Origin of the sequence: Brevundimonas aurantiaca, assembly GCF_014199955.1 — a bacterium.
Classification (GTDB): domain Bacteria; phylum Pseudomonadota; class Alphaproteobacteria; order Caulobacterales; family Caulobacteraceae; genus Brevundimonas; species Brevundimonas aurantiaca.
Genome location: NZ_JACHOQ010000002.1, coordinates 229,789 through 242,776, shown reverse-complemented (window position 1 = coordinate 242,776; position 12,988 = coordinate 229,789). Strand labels below are relative to the sequence as shown.

The window sequence follows — 12,988 nt, the reverse complement described above, 5'->3', positions numbered from 1 at the left end:
GCCATCTTAGCGGTGTTTGAGAAATGTCCGAGTCCGCAGTTCAGATAATCGCGCGCGGTTCGCGCGACAGCGCCGAGGCCGCCGCCGCCGCCATCGACGCCGATCCCATGCTGGAGGGGGCGACCTATTCCATCCTGGAGGAGGACGAGGATCGCAATCTCTGGCGTATCGACGCCTTCCCGACGACCGAGGACGAGGTCGAGGGTCTGAAGGCGACCCTGGCCGACTATGCCGTGACCGTCACGGTCGAGAAGCTGGCCGACGCCGACTGGCTGGCCATGTCGCTGTCGGGCCTGCCGCCGGTGCGGGCCGGCCGCTTCTTCGTCTATGGGGCCCATGACGAGGGACGGGTTCCGCCGAACGCCGTCAATCTGAAGATCGACGCCGGGGCCGCCTTCGGCACCGGCCACCACGGCACGACGGTCGGCTGTCTGGAAGCCTTCGACGACCTGCTGAAGCGCGAGCGGTTCGAGCGGGTGCTGGACGTCGGCTGCGGCACCGGCGTCCTGGCGATCGCGGCGGCCCGCACCGGCAGCCGAATCGCCATCGGCACCGACATCGACGCCCCCTCGGTGCGGATCGCTAATGAGAACGCCGCCCTGAACCAGGCCCACGCCAGCTTCGTCCACGCCTCGGGCCTGAACGACCAGCGGGTGAGAAAGCACGGACCCTATGATCTGGTCTTCGCCAACATCCTGGCCCCGCCGCTGGTGGCCCTGTCGCAGGACATCAAGACGGCGCTGAGCCTGGGCGGGGTCGCCATACTGTCGGGCCTGCTGCGGACCCAGGAACGTCGGGTGACGGCGGCCTATACGTCGCGGGGATTCCGTCTGGAGAAGCGCATCCATCACGACGCCTGGAGCGCCCTGGTGCTGCGGCGAATGGGCTGAGGAACGAGAGACGAGATGATGCGCCAGACCTTCGACGAGACCACCGATCCGTCCTTCGGGGCCAAACACCTGCCGCTGTTGCGCGCCGAGATGGCCAAGCAGGGGCTGGACGGCTTCCTGATCCCGCACGAGGACGAACACCAGAACGAATATCTGCCCGACGCCAACGAGCGGCTGGCCTGGGCCACCGGCTTCAACGGCTCGGCCGGGGCGGCCGTGGTGTTCCAGGACCGGGCCAGCATGTTCACCGACGGCCGCTATACGGTGCAGGTCAAGGTCCAGACCGATCCGTCCCTGTTCGAACGGCGCGACCTGAACGACGTCGCCGCCTATCTGGAGACGGCCAAGCCCGGCCAGGTGATCGGCTATGATCCGCGTCTGCACAGCCCCGACGCCCTGGTCCCGCTGAAGGCGGCGGCCCAGAAGGCGGGGGCGGAGCTGAGGCCGGTCGAGGCCAATCCGCTGGACCTGGCCTGGGGGGCGGATCGTCCGGCCCAGCCGACCGCTCCGGTCGTCCCGCACGAAGACGTCTATTCCGGCGAGCCCCATGCGGCGAAGCGGGCGCGGATCGGTCGGGCCGTGGCGGACGCCGGCGCCGAGGCCGTGGTTCTGACCGCGCCCATGTCGATCGCCTGGCTGTTCAATGTGCGCGGCGGCGACGTGATCCGCTCGCCCCTGCCGATCGGCCAGGCCGTGCTGGAGGCCGACGGCAAGGCGCGCCTGTTCCTCGATCCGGCCAAGGTGACCAATGAACTGCCCGGCTGGCTGGGCGACGACGTGCGGCTGGAGGCGCCCGAGCGGTTGGGGGAGGCGCTGGATAGTCTGGCCGGCAAGAAGGTGATGATTGATCCCGCCCTGTCGTCCGCCTGGTATTTCGACCGGCTGGAGCAGGCCGGGGCGACGGTGGTGCGGGCCATGGACCCCTGCGCCGTTCCGCGCGCCGCCAAGAACGCGGTCGAGATCGAGGGCAGCCGACGCGCCCATATTCGCGACGGCGCCGCCCTGGCCAACTTCCTGCACTGGGTCGACACGGTCGCCCAGCAGACCCTGCCGGACGAGCGCGAGGTGGTGGAGACCCTGGAGCGGTTCCGCGAGGCGACGGGCGCCCTGAAGGACCTGAGTTTCGACACCATCGCCGGAGCCGGGCCGAACGGCGCCCTGCCGCATTACAAGCCGGTCGGGGCCACGATCCGCAAGATCGAGAAGGGCTCCCTGCTGCTGGTGGACGGCGGGGGCCAGTATTTGGACGGGACGACCGACGTGACCCGCACCATGGCGGTGGGCGAGCCGACGGCGGACCAGCGTCACAAGTTCACCCTGGTGCTGAAGGCCCATATCGCCATGGCGACGATCCGCTTCCCGGCGGGGACCAGCGGCATGGCGCTGGACGCCATAGCGCGGGCGCCGATGTGGGCGGCGGGGCTGGATTACGACCATGGGACCGGCCACGGCGTCGGCTCCTATCTGGGCGTCCACGAGGGGCCGCAGCGGATCGCCAAATGGGGCACCAGCCAGCCGCTGCTGGAGGGGATGATCCTGTCCAACGAGCCCGGCTATTACCGCGAGGGCCATTGGGGCGTCCGCATCGAGACCCTGCAGGTGGTGACGCCGGCCGTGGTTCCCGAGGGCGGAGAGCGGCCGATGCACGGGTTCGAACAGCTGACCTTCGCCCCGATCGACCGCAAGCTGATCGACGTCGATCTGCTGACCCCGGACGAGCGGGCCTATGTCGACGCCTATCACGCCGAGACCCTGGCCAAGGTCGGCCCCCTGGTCGAGGGCGAGGTGCGGGCCTGGCTGGAACAGGCCTGCGCCCCGCTCTGAACTTACAGGTCGAAGGCGCGGGATCGCCGCCGCAGGTGGGTGACGGGAACGGGCAGGTCCGCCAGGGCCGCCCGGGTCGCCGCGTAGCCTGAGGCGACCGGCTCCTCATAGGCCTTCCAGTCGCGGATGTCGGTCCCGCCGGTTCGCGGCAGGATCAGGACGTCGGCGGCGGCGCGCGACTGCTCCATCTCGGCGTCGGTGGTGATGGTGGCCGAGCGCATCAGGATGGAGACGATGGGCGGGCCGGCCTTCCAGGCGCCCGACAGCACCCATTTCCACCAGGAGGGGGGATTCTCCAGGGCGGCCGGATCGACGCCGCGGGTCTGGGACATGTCCACGCCGATGATGGGGCCGTTGTTCAGCTGGCGCATCACGCTGGTGGGGAAGTTCTTCAGCACCGCCCCGTCCACCAGAACCTGGCCGTCCATGACCACGGGCGGAAGGACGCCGGGAATGGCGATCGAGGCGCGCATGGCCCGGCGCATCAGGCCCGCGCGATGAACCTCGATCCGGCCGGACGTCAGGTTGGAGGAGACGCAGAAGAAGGGCAGGCAGAGATCGGCCAGATCGGTGTCGCCATAGGCCCGCTCCAGCAGCCGGGCCACCTTGCGGGCGCGCGACATGGCGATGATGGGAAAGGCCAGGTCGGACAAGGGGTCGGATTCGACGAAGGCGCGACGGATCTCGAAGTCCAGCCGCTCGAACGACCAGCCCATGGCCGGTCCGGCCGCCACCACCGCCCCCATGGAGGCGCCCCCGACGAAGTCGATGGGGACCCGGGCCTCCTCCAGGGCCTTGATCGCCCCCATGTGGCAATAGGCCCGCGCCCCGCCGCCCGACAGGACCAGGCCGACCGCCGTGCCCGTGATGACGCGGGCCATGCGGTCTGAATCGGTCTCGACTCCCTCGACGCAATGGAACCAGCGGTCCGGCTGGAGCACATTGAGCCAGACGCGAGTGTTGGCCGGCCGGTTCATGCGTGGATCGCGCAGCAGGATCAGATCGGTCAGACGCCGGCCGTCGCCGAAGCCCATACGCCGGGGCAGGTCCGACGGCGGGGCCAGAAGCCCGCTGCCGACGATGAACAGGCGATCGACCTGGCGGGCGCACAGCTCGGCCCAGGCCTTCTGGTCCAGTTCGGCGACATAGAGGACATAGTCGTGGTCGTCCTCGACCCGGCTGAACCAGTCGGCGGCCGAGCTGAGAGCCGACTGATCGATCACCTTGCAGGTGAAGCCCATGGCCTGGACGCCCGCCGCGATCCGTTCGACGAAGGCGCGGATCGGACGCGGGCGGGCCGAGACGAAGCCGAAGACGCTGGGCTCGGCGGCGCCCACGGCCCGCTCGCGGGCGCGATGGATCATCAGACGCGACAGTTCGACCAGCAGATCCGGCTCGGATCGAGCGGCGTCGAAGAAGGCTTCGCGCGGCAGGGCCAGGATTTCGGTGTCGCGCAGGGCGACCACGTCCGCGGTGTGCGGGGTGCCGGCCACCATGGCCATTTCGCCGACCGGCTCTCCGGGCCGGATGACGCCGACCAGCTGGGGCGGCTGATCCGTCTCGACGTGAAACACCCCCAGCCGGCCTGAGCGGACCAGATAGAGGGTGTCGGACGGATCGCCCGCCGCAAACAGCCGCTCGCCCCCGGTCAGGGCGAACCAACTGGCGCGATCGATCATCGGTCCTTCGAAGATGCGCGCCAGGGCGACGGCCAGGGTGTCGGGACGAAGCGGAGCCATGGCGTCTTGTACGGCAGATAAGGGAGGAGGTGAAATGGCGCGAAAACGCCTTTCAACCGATCGCGACGCCTGACAAAAGGGGCGAATGCCCCACGCCATTCCCTCGACCGCTGTCCTCGACGCGCTGAAGGCCGCCCTCGGCCCTGGCGGCTGGACCCAGGATCCAGAGGTCATCGCCCCGTCCCTGACGGAGTGGCGAAACCGCTGGACGGGTCATACGCCTATTCTGCTGACGCCGCGCTCGACCGAGGAAACCGCCAAGGCGATCGCCATCTGCGCCCAGTCAGGCGTGGCCGTCACCCCCCAGGGCGGGGGCACGGGCCTGGTCGGGGGACAGATCCCGTTCGGCGAGGTGTTGTTGTCCCTCAAGAAGATACGGGCCGTGCGCGACGTGACCCCCTTGGACGACGCCATGACGGTGGAGGCGGGTCTGACCCTGCTGGAGGCCCAGCAGGCGGCGGCGGCGGCCGGACGGGCCTTTCCGCTCAGCCTGGCGGCCGAAGGCTCGGCGACGATCGGGGGGGTGATCTCCACCAACGCCGGCGGCACCCAGGTGCTGCGCTACGGCATGATGCGGGACCTGGTCCTGGGCCTGGAGGCGGTCCTGCCGAACGGCGAGGTCTTTCACGGTCTGAAGCGGCTGCGAAAGGACAATACCGGCTATGATCTCAAGCAGTTGCTGATCGGCGCGGAGGGCACCCTGGGCGTCGTCACTGCGGCCACCCTGAAGCTGTTTCCGATCATGCGGTCGCGCGCGGTCGCCGTGGTCGCCCTGGAAACGGCTGCGGCGTCCATCGAACTGCTCGCCCGCGCCAAGGCGGAGACCGGCGGCGGGGTCGAGGCCTTTGAGTTGATGAAACGTCTGGGCATGGAGCTGGTGCTCAAGAACATCCCCGACACCCGCGAACCGCTGGACACGACGCCGAATTGGTATGTGTTGATCGAGATCGCGTCCGGGACGGCGGGGGGCGCCGAGGCCCAGATGGAGCGGCTGCTGGAAGTCGCCTTTGAGGAGGGGCTGATCACCGACGCCGCCATAGCGCAGAACGATGCGCAACGCGCCGCCTTCTGGCGGCTGCGTGAAGAGCATTCAGCGGCCCTGAAGCCCGAGGGCGGCGGGTGGAAACACGATGTCTCCGTCCCGATCAGCCGCATCGCCGAATTCATCGACGAGGCCACAGCGGCCGTCGAGCGCTTCCATCCCGGCGCCCGTGTCTCGGTGTTCGGCCACGTCGGCGACGGCAATCTGCACTACGACATCCTGCCCGGCGTCGGCGAGGATGTGGCGGCCTTCATCGGCCGCTGGAAAGAGGGCTCGCAGGTCGTTCACGACGTCGTCGGGCGTTACGACGGCTCAATCTCGGCCGAACACGGCCTGGGTCGGCTGAAGACCGAAGAGGTCAAACGCTACAAGTCGCCGCTGGAGATCGAGACCATGGCCGCCATCCGACGCGCCATCGATCCGCAGCGGATCATGAACCCCTCAGTTCTCTTCTAGACGGACAGGGCGACGATGAGCCTGCGTGACCTGGACGGCTGGACCGTCCTCTTCGATCTGGACGGCACCCTGGTCGATTCCGCTCCGGATCTGGTTGGAACCCTGAACCGTCTGCTGGTCGAGGAGGGATTGCCCCCTGCGCGACCCGAAGCGGCGAGGACCTTGATCGGCTCGGGCGCGCGCGCCCTGTTGGCGCATGGGTTCGAGGCGGCCGGCGCCGATGTGGAACGGGCCCGGTCCGATGCGCTCTTTGAGCGGTTCCTGGTCGATTACACCGCCCATATCGCCGACGGCTCGCGGGCGTTCGAGGGTGTCGTCGAGACCTTGGAACGCCTGGCCGAACGCGGCGCAGTCTTGGCGGTCGCCACCAACAAGCGGTCGGACCTGTCTGAACTGTTGCTGGACCGGCTTGATCTTCGCCGCCATTTCCTGGCCGTCGCCGGCCCCGATCGGGTCAGCGCGCGCAAACCCTCTGGCGCGCATCTGAAAGAGGCTGTGGCGATGGCGGGCGGTGACCCGGCCCGCGCGATCATGGTCGGCGACGCCGCGCCCGACGCCGAGGCGGCCCGCGACGCCGACATGCCCTGTGTCCTGACCACCTTCGGCTACACGCCCGTGCCGGTGGACACCCTGGGCGGAGACGTCCTGATCGACGCCTTCGAAGACGTGGAAGAGGCGATCGACGGCATTCTGGCCGAGTTTTACGTAAGGCGGGCCCTGAAGGCCTGAAAGAGCTGCGCTTAAGCCTGCACGCAGGAAAACTGGCCATGTTCGGGCACGACGACGGTTGCGGAACGGCGGGCCGATGGACAGATTGGCCCATCCCAGCCGAAAGCGCCCTTCATGATCTCCCGCTTCTTCCAGATTCCGCTTTGGCAGCGCACCTTCGCGGGCCTCGCCCTGGGGGTGATCGCCGGCCTGATTCTGCGTGAACGCGCCGAGACCTGGCTGCAGCCGATCGGCGACGTCTATCTGAACCTGATCCGCATGGTGGTGGCGCCCCTGGTGCTGTTCACCATCGCCAGCTCGATCGCCAAGTTGGGAGAAGGGGCGGGGGCCGTCCGCCTGGGCGTGCGCACCCTCGTCTGGATCGCGATCACGTCGCTGCTGGCCGTGCTGGTCGGTTTCGCCTTCGGCCATCTGATCAATCCGGGCGTGGGCCTGTCGAACCTGCCGCTGGGCGAGGTCAAGGAAAGGGTCATTCCGACGCCGCTGGAGGTGCTGATCGGCGTCGTCCCCACCAATCCCTTCGCCGCCTTGGCCGAAGGCAAGGTGTTGCAGATCATCTTCTTCTCCGCCCTGGTCGGCATGGCTCTGGTCGCGCTGGGCGATCGGGCCCAGGGCGTGCGGCGACTGGTGGACGAGGGGGCGTCCGTCATATTCCGCATCACCCGCTGGGTGATCCAGCTGACCCCCATCGGCGTCTTCGGCCTGATCGGCTCGGTCGTCGGCGGCTATGGCTGGGAGGCGCTTCTGCCCCTGCTGAAGTTTATCGGCGCCATCTACGCCGCCTGCCTGTTCCACATACTGGTCGTCTATTCGGGGCTGCTGAAGCTCCATGGCCTGAAGGTCGTCAGCTTCTTCCGCGGCGCCTTCGCGGCCCAGCAGACGGCCTTCGCCACCTCGTCGTCGCTGGGAACCCTGCCGATCACCCTGCGCCAGACGGTCGAGCGGCTGGGCGTGCCCCAGGCCTACGCCGCCTTCGCCGTGCCTCTGGGCGCCAATGTGAAGATGGACGGGTGCGGCGCCATCTATCCCGCCATCGCCTCGATCTTCATCGCCCAGTATTTTCAGATCGACCTGACCCTGACCCAATACATACTGATCGGCCTGACTGCGGTCTTGGGCTCGCTGGGGACGGCGGGGGTTCCGGGAACCTCGATCGTCATGCTGACCCTGACCCTGTCCACCGCCGGCCTGCCGCTGGAAGGCATCGGCTATATCGTCGCCATCGACCGGGTCATCGACATGATGCGGACGGCGACGAACGTGACCGGTCAGATGTTGGTCCCGGTCTTGGTGGCCAGGGAGGAAGGCATTCTGAACGTCGATATCTATGACGGCCACGTGGCCTGGCTGCCCGGCGATCCGGAGGCGGAGACGCCCGAAGCCGTTCAGGCGGCCGGAATCTGAAACGGACGCTTGCGCCGCGCGAGCGACCGGGCTATGTCGCCGCCTCCGCAAGGCATGGATGCGTAGCTCAGCGGGAGAGCACCTCGTTCACACCGAGGGGGTCACAGGTTCAATCCCTGTCGCATCCACCATCTTTTCCCTCATAGACGCCTTGCAGCCCAGCTTGCGAACGCGACGAGAGTGTCGATGCCGCAGATCAACGACACGGTTCATATCCGCTTCTCGCTCAGAGGTTTGGGCGGGCCCTTCTGGCAGACAAACGCCACCATCGCCTCGATCGGCCAGGGGGTGGCGCTGCTGGACGGTCTGGACCGGCAGGTTCCGGCGGCCGTGACGGAGCTGAAGCGCGCCGGGCCGAACCGCTGGACCCTGGACTGGGAAGTCAGAAGCCGGCCTTAGAGCCTGATCGGTTGAAGTGGAATCGCTTCGCGATTCCGCCGAAACCGTGAATCAGGCTCCAGATTAAAGCGAGAGCCTGATCCTCAGACGTCCGGCACGTCGCGTCCCGGCGGCACATTGACGCCCATCGACTTCAGATAGGTCTTGATGTTGCGCGCGGCCTGACGGATCCGATGCTCGTTCTCGACCAGGGCGATCCGCACGAAGCCCTCGCCGTTCTCGCCGTAGCCGACGCCCGCCGCCACCGCGACCTTGGCGTGGGTCAACAGTTGCTTGGAGAACTCCAGACTTCCCAGGTGGGCGAGGGCGGGGGGCACGGGCGCCCAGGCGAACATGGAAGCGGCGGGCTTGGGGATGTCCCACCCCGCCCGCGCGAAACTGTCGATCAGGACGTCACGGCGGCGATGATACAGGGCGCGGTTCTGATCCACGATGTCCTGCGGACCGTTCAGGGCCGCGACAGCGGCCGCCTGGATCGGCGTATAGGCGCCGTAGTCGAGATAGGACTTCACCCGCGCCATGGCGGCGATCAGCTTGCGATTGCCGACGGCGAAGCCGATGCGCCAGCCGGCCATGCTGTAGGTCTTTGACAGGGAGGTGAACTCGATCGCCACGTCCTTGGCGCCCGGCACCTGCAGGATCGAGACGGTCGGCTTGCCGTCGTAATAGAGTTCGGAATAGGCCAGGTCGCTGATGATCCAGAGGTCATTGGCCTTGGCGAAGGCGACGACCCGCTCATAGAAGGCCAGGTCGACGGTCTCGGCCGTCGGGTTCGACGGATAGTTCATCACCAGAACCTTGGGGCGCGGCACCGTATAGGCCATGGCCCGTTCCAGACTCTCGAAATAGCGTTCATCCGGCGTGGTCGGCACGCTGCGGATGGCGGCGCCGGCGATGATGAAGCCGAAGGTGTGGATCGGATAGGAGGGGTTGGGCGCCAGGACCACGTCCCCCGGCTCGGTGATGGCCGTCGCCAGACTGGCCAGCCCCTCCTTGGAGCCCATGGTGACGATGACCTCGGTCTCGGGGTCCAGATCGACGCCGAAACGACGGCCATAGTAGTTGGCCTGGGCCCGGCGCAGGCCGGGTATGCCCTTGGAGGCCGAATAGCCGTGGGCGTCCGGCTTTCGCGCCACTTCGCATAGTTTGTCGATGACGTGCGGCGGCGGCGGCAGGTCCGGATTGCCCATGCCGAGGTCGATGACGTCCTCACCGGCCTGACGGGCGGCGGCTCGCATGGCGTTGGTCTCCGCGATCACATACGGAGGCAGGCGCTTCATGCGATAGAATTCTTCGGACATCGGTCTTTGTGGGTGGAAGATGAAAGGGGGGCGCAAGCGATGCCACCGATGCGCGCTTCATGAAACAGAAAGATGAAGGCTGACGGGCTTTATCCGCCAAAAACTTGTGACGCGGCCTCTCTCGCGCCGCTCCTACGCAAGAAGCTTGCGAGCCGGCCTAGCCGATGAAGACGCGCGGCTCCTCGCCGATACGCGCGGGCGTCGGTGAGCGGTTCTGCGGGCCTCGCCGCCGCCGCACATAGTCGGACAGGCCGCGCACCTCGGCCTCGGCGACCCCGTCGCGCTCCATCAGCCGACGCACGATGGGATCTGACAGCATCTCGTCCAGGGTCAGGTCGTAAGACGTCATGGCGCATCTCCGGCTCACGGTTCGCCCCCTCCGACGAGATGGGGCGGCCCTGTCAGGACGCCAGAGCCAGATGGCGATGTCGTGGAAATTTCACGGTCCGGGCGCGCCAAAACGGCGCCTTTTCCGGCGCCGCCAGCCGAGAATTGGGTCTCCGCCGCAATATCTGTTCGTCTTTTCGTTGTTCCTGCGGCGGCAAGGCCCTATTCTTGCCGGATGACACGCTGGACCCCCGAAAGCTGGAGAACCAAGACCGCCCTGCACATGCCGGCGGACTATCCAGACCCGCAAGCCCTGGCCCTGGTCGAGGACGAACTGCGCGCCCTGCCGCCGCTCGTCTTCGCCGGCGAGGCGCGACGCCTGACGTCGAAACTCTCGCAGGTCGAGCGGGGCGAGGCCTTCCTGCTCCAGGGCGGCGACTGCGCCGAGAGCTTCAAGGAGTTCTCGACCGACAATATCCGCGACACCTTCCGCCTGATCCTGCAGATGGCCGTGGTCCTGACCTTCGCGGGGCGCAAGCCGGTCGTGAAGGTGGGGCGGATCGCCGGCCAGTTCGCCAAGCCGCGCTCTTCGCCTCTGGAAGAGATCGACGGCGTCGAACTGCCCAGCTACCGCGGCGACATCATCAACGGCATGGGCTTCACGGCCGAAGAGCGCATGCCCGACCCCCAGCGTCTGATCCGGGCCTACAACCAGTCGGCCTCGACCCTGAATCTGCTGCGCGCCTTCGCGGGGGGCGGCTACGCCGACCTGTACAACATCCATCGCTGGACCCTGGGCTTTGCGGGCGACAACGCCGCCGGCGCCCAGTACCGCGAGCTGGCCGACAAGATCACCGAGGCCCTGGCCTTCATGGAGGCGGTCGGCGTCACGCCCGAGACCCATCCGGATCTGAGCCGGGTCGAGGTCTTCACCAGCCACGAGGCCCTTCTCCTGAACGTCGAGAGCGCCCTGACGCGGCTGGACGGCGGTTCGGGCGAATGGTTCGACACCTCGGCCCATATGCTGTGGATCGGCGAACGCACGCGTCAGCTGGACGGCGCCCATGTCGAGTTCATGAAGGGGATCAAGAACCCTATCGGCGTGAAGTGCGGACCCACAATGACGGCCGACGACCTTCTGCCCCTGATCGACGTCCTGAACCCGGACAATGTGTCGGGCCGACTGACCCTGATCGGCCGTTTCGGTCACGACAAGGTCGGCGAACGCCTGCCCAAGCTGATGCGCGAAGTGAAGGCCTCGGGCCGCAAGGTGATCTGGTCCATTGACCCGATGCACGGCAATACGCTGAAGGCCGGCAACGGCTACAAGACCCGGCCGTTCGACCGGATCCTCAGCGAGGTGCGGACCTTCATCGACGTGGCGGAGGCGGAAGGGGTGCACCCCGGCGGCGTCCATCTGGAGATGACCGGCCAGAACGTCACCGAATGCATCGGGGGCGCTCAGGCCGTGACCGAGGACGACCTGTCCAACCGCTATCACACCCATTGCGACCCGCGCCTGAACGCCGACCAGGCGCTGGAGCTGGCCTTCCTGGTGGCCGAGCGGTTGAAGGCAGGCCGGATCAGCCGGTCGGAAGCCGCCTGATCGACGGAAACAGCGGGGCGACGAGGCCGATGGTCGCGTTCGCCTCGGCCCGGTCCGGCGTCTCGTCGTCGATGCCGACGCCGTTCATGTCATTGCGCGTGGCCTGAACCACGATGCCGTCCGGTCGCGACAGCACGGTCACGCCCCGGAAATGCAGGCCGTAGTTGGCCTCCGGCTGGGGCGCGAGCCAGGCGATCTGGCCGCGCACGGGGATCATCTCCTTGTCCTCGAACAGAGCCTTTGCGCCATAGCCGGTGCAGTTGACCACGATCTTCTCGGGCAGGGCTGTCAGATCCGTCGGCGTGTTGAAGGCGCGGGTCTCGATCCGGCCGCCCTGGCTCGAAAACTCGGTCTCCAACCGGTGCGCCAGTTCGGCGACGTTGAACTGCATGGCGCTGACCATCCGGGTCTCCCCCACCGGAAAGGGCGAGGCGGAGGCGGGGAGGGGGATGGAACGCGGCGCCAGCCCGTCCAGCCTGTATTCGGCGAATCGGATCGGCTTTATCCCAGGCGCGGTAAGGATCGGCGGCGGTTCGACCGTACGCGGCAGGTCGGCCGCGCCCGACAGCATATAGCGGTCGCTAAAGACGACCGGATCGCCTTCTGTCCCCAGATAGGTCTGGTGAGTGGCGTAGGTCTCGCGCGCCATCTGTTCCCAAAGGGCGGGGAAGTCAGCCGCGACGCGATCAGCGTCGGCGATGCGGCTGTCCGGCGTCCAACTGCCTGTGGCGCGCATGGATCGGGTGAAGGCTGCCCGTTCGCGCGCATAGATGGTCACCCGCGCCCCCATGCGCTGAAGCTGGAGCGCCGACGTCAAGCCGAGGGCGCCGCTGCCGATCACCGCGACCACGGGCGGACCGCCCGCCAGACCCGCCAGGGCCATGGCCTTGCGCGCTGCGATAGCGCTGGAGCCCCAGGACAAAGACCAGCCGCTGCCGCCGTGGCCATAGTTGTGAACCACCTTGGTCTCGCCGACCGCCTCCACGTTCAGGCGCGGGCCTGTCGGGCGAAAAGGACGGGTGCAGACGGTGATGCGTATGATCCGCTCGGGCGTCATCAGGATCGGCGCGATCCGGCGCGGGGCGAACCCTGTCGTCGGCAGGACGGCAGGCGTCGGCGCGCAGCCTGCAAGGGCTCCCGCCAGGCCCGTCAACACGGCCCGACGGTTGGAGCTGGTGATGAGGGACATGAGCGGCTCCGGAAGATGCGAACTGCGACGCTACCCGCACCATGCGCGGCCCGAAAGCACCCCACGATCACATTCGGCTTGT

The 12,988-nt window shown here is 67.6% G+C and carries 11 protein-coding genes and 1 tRNA gene; 8 read left to right on the top strand and 4 right to left on the bottom strand.

Going from position 1 to position 12,988, the window contains the following annotated elements:
• The first annotated feature begins 23 nt into the window (after nucleotides 1-23).
• On the top strand, nucleotides 24-890 hold the full coding sequence (locus GGQ93_RS05220) for a 50S ribosomal protein L11 methyltransferase (RefSeq protein WP_054765755.1): 867 nt from the start codon (nucleotides 24-26) through the stop codon (nucleotides 888-890).
• Between the two features lie 18 nt (nucleotides 891-908).
• On the top strand, nucleotides 909-2,714 hold the full coding sequence (locus GGQ93_RS05215) for an aminopeptidase P family protein (RefSeq protein WP_183216083.1): 1,806 nt from the start codon (nucleotides 909-911) through the stop codon (nucleotides 2,712-2,714).
• A 2-nt stretch (nucleotides 2,715-2,716) separates the two neighbouring features.
• On the opposite strand, the gene GGQ93_RS05210 is transcribed toward GGQ93_RS05215, so the two are convergent.
• Nucleotides 2,717-4,453: a patatin-like phospholipase family protein gene (locus tag GGQ93_RS05210; protein WP_183215559.1), complete on the bottom strand. Its 1,737-nt coding sequence runs from the start codon at nucleotides 4,451-4,453 to the stop codon at nucleotides 2,717-2,719.
• 85 nt (nucleotides 4,454-4,538) lie between these two features.
• On the opposite strand from GGQ93_RS05210, the gene GGQ93_RS05205 reads away from it, so the two are divergent.
• From GGQ93_RS05205 to GGQ93_RS05185, 5 genes are all read left to right on the top strand, one after another.
• Nucleotides 4,539-5,951 (top strand): FAD-binding oxidoreductase, encoded by a 1,413-nt coding sequence (locus GGQ93_RS05205; protein ID WP_183215557.1) that lies wholly within the window; start codon nucleotides 4,539-4,541, stop codon nucleotides 5,949-5,951.
• Between the two features lie 15 nt (nucleotides 5,952-5,966).
• Nucleotides 5,967-6,680 (top strand): HAD-IA family hydrolase, encoded by a 714-nt coding sequence (locus GGQ93_RS05200; protein WP_183215555.1) that lies wholly within the window; start codon nucleotides 5,967-5,969, stop codon nucleotides 6,678-6,680.
• 114 nt (nucleotides 6,681-6,794) lie between these two features.
• Complete coding sequence (locus GGQ93_RS05195; RefSeq protein WP_183215553.1) at nucleotides 6,795-8,084, top strand: dicarboxylate/amino acid:cation symporter; 1,290 nt, start codon at nucleotides 6,795-6,797, stop codon at nucleotides 8,082-8,084.
• A gap of 56 nt (nucleotides 8,085-8,140) precedes the next feature.
• A tRNA-Val gene (locus tag GGQ93_RS05190) sits at nucleotides 8,141-8,215 on the top strand.
• Between the two features lie 55 nt (nucleotides 8,216-8,270).
• Nucleotides 8,271-8,483, top strand: coding sequence for a hypothetical protein (locus GGQ93_RS05185; protein ID WP_054765759.1), 213 nt, complete (start codon nucleotides 8,271-8,273; stop codon nucleotides 8,481-8,483).
• Nucleotides 8,484-8,566: 83 nt separating this feature from the next.
• On the opposite strand, the gene GGQ93_RS05180 is transcribed toward GGQ93_RS05185, so the two are convergent.
• Both GGQ93_RS05180 and GGQ93_RS05175 read right to left on the bottom strand, forming a co-directional pair.
• Entirely contained in the window at nucleotides 8,567-9,784 is a 1,218-nt protein-coding gene (locus GGQ93_RS05180; RefSeq protein ID WP_183215551.1) for an LL-diaminopimelate aminotransferase, read from the bottom strand.
• Between the two features lie 157 nt (nucleotides 9,785-9,941).
• Nucleotides 9,942-10,133: a hypothetical protein gene (locus GGQ93_RS05175; protein ID WP_054765761.1), complete on the bottom strand. Its 192-nt coding sequence runs from the start codon at nucleotides 10,131-10,133 to the stop codon at nucleotides 9,942-9,944.
• A gap of 213 nt (nucleotides 10,134-10,346) precedes the next feature.
• On the opposite strand from GGQ93_RS05175, the gene GGQ93_RS05170 reads away from it, so the two are divergent.
• The gene (locus GGQ93_RS05170; RefSeq protein WP_183215549.1) at nucleotides 10,347-11,717 is read left to right on the top strand and encodes a class II 3-deoxy-7-phosphoheptulonate synthase; all 1,371 of its coding nucleotides are present in this window, start codon (nucleotides 10,347-10,349) and stop codon (nucleotides 11,715-11,717) included.
• Here the strand turns inward: GGQ93_RS05170 and GGQ93_RS05165 are convergent.
• Entirely contained in the window at nucleotides 11,695-12,906 is a 1,212-nt protein-coding gene (locus GGQ93_RS05165) for an FAD-dependent oxidoreductase (protein WP_183215547.1), read from the bottom strand. The genes GGQ93_RS05170 and GGQ93_RS05165 overlap by 23 nt on opposite strands.
• Nucleotides 12,907-12,988 lie beyond the last annotated feature (82 nt).

Bases quoted from the DNA above. Each gene is read 5' to 3' on its own strand.
- GGQ93_RS05220 (WP_054765755.1), top strand. From the start codon at position 24: ATGTCCGAGTCCGCAGTTCAGATAATCGCGCGCGGTTCGCGCGACAGC.
- GGQ93_RS05215 (WP_183216083.1), top strand. From the start codon at position 909: ATGCGCCAGACCTTCGACGAGACCACCGATCCGTCCTTCGGGGCCAAA.
- GGQ93_RS05210 (WP_183215559.1), bottom strand. From the start codon at position 4,453: ATGGCTCCGCTTCGTCCCGACACCCTGGCCGTCGCCCTGGCGCGCATC.
- GGQ93_RS05205 (WP_183215557.1), top strand. From the start codon at position 4,539: ATGCCCCACGCCATTCCCTCGACCGCTGTCCTCGACGCGCTGAAGGCC.
- GGQ93_RS05200 (WP_183215555.1), top strand. From the start codon at position 5,967: ATGAGCCTGCGTGACCTGGACGGCTGGACCGTCCTCTTCGATCTGGAC.
- GGQ93_RS05195 (WP_183215553.1), top strand. From the start codon at position 6,795: ATGATCTCCCGCTTCTTCCAGATTCCGCTTTGGCAGCGCACCTTCGCG.
- GGQ93_RS05185 (WP_054765759.1), top strand. From the start codon at position 8,271: ATGCCGCAGATCAACGACACGGTTCATATCCGCTTCTCGCTCAGAGGT.
- GGQ93_RS05180 (WP_183215551.1), bottom strand. From the start codon at position 9,784: ATGTCCGAAGAATTCTATCGCATGAAGCGCCTGCCTCCGTATGTGATC.
- GGQ93_RS05175 (WP_054765761.1), bottom strand. From the start codon at position 10,133: ATGACGTCTTACGACCTGACCCTGGACGAGATGCTGTCAGATCCCATC.
- GGQ93_RS05170 (WP_183215549.1), top strand. From the start codon at position 10,347: ATGACACGCTGGACCCCCGAAAGCTGGAGAACCAAGACCGCCCTGCAC.
- GGQ93_RS05165 (WP_183215547.1), bottom strand. From the start codon at position 12,906: ATGTCCCTCATCACCAGCTCCAACCGTCGGGCCGTGTTGACGGGCCTG.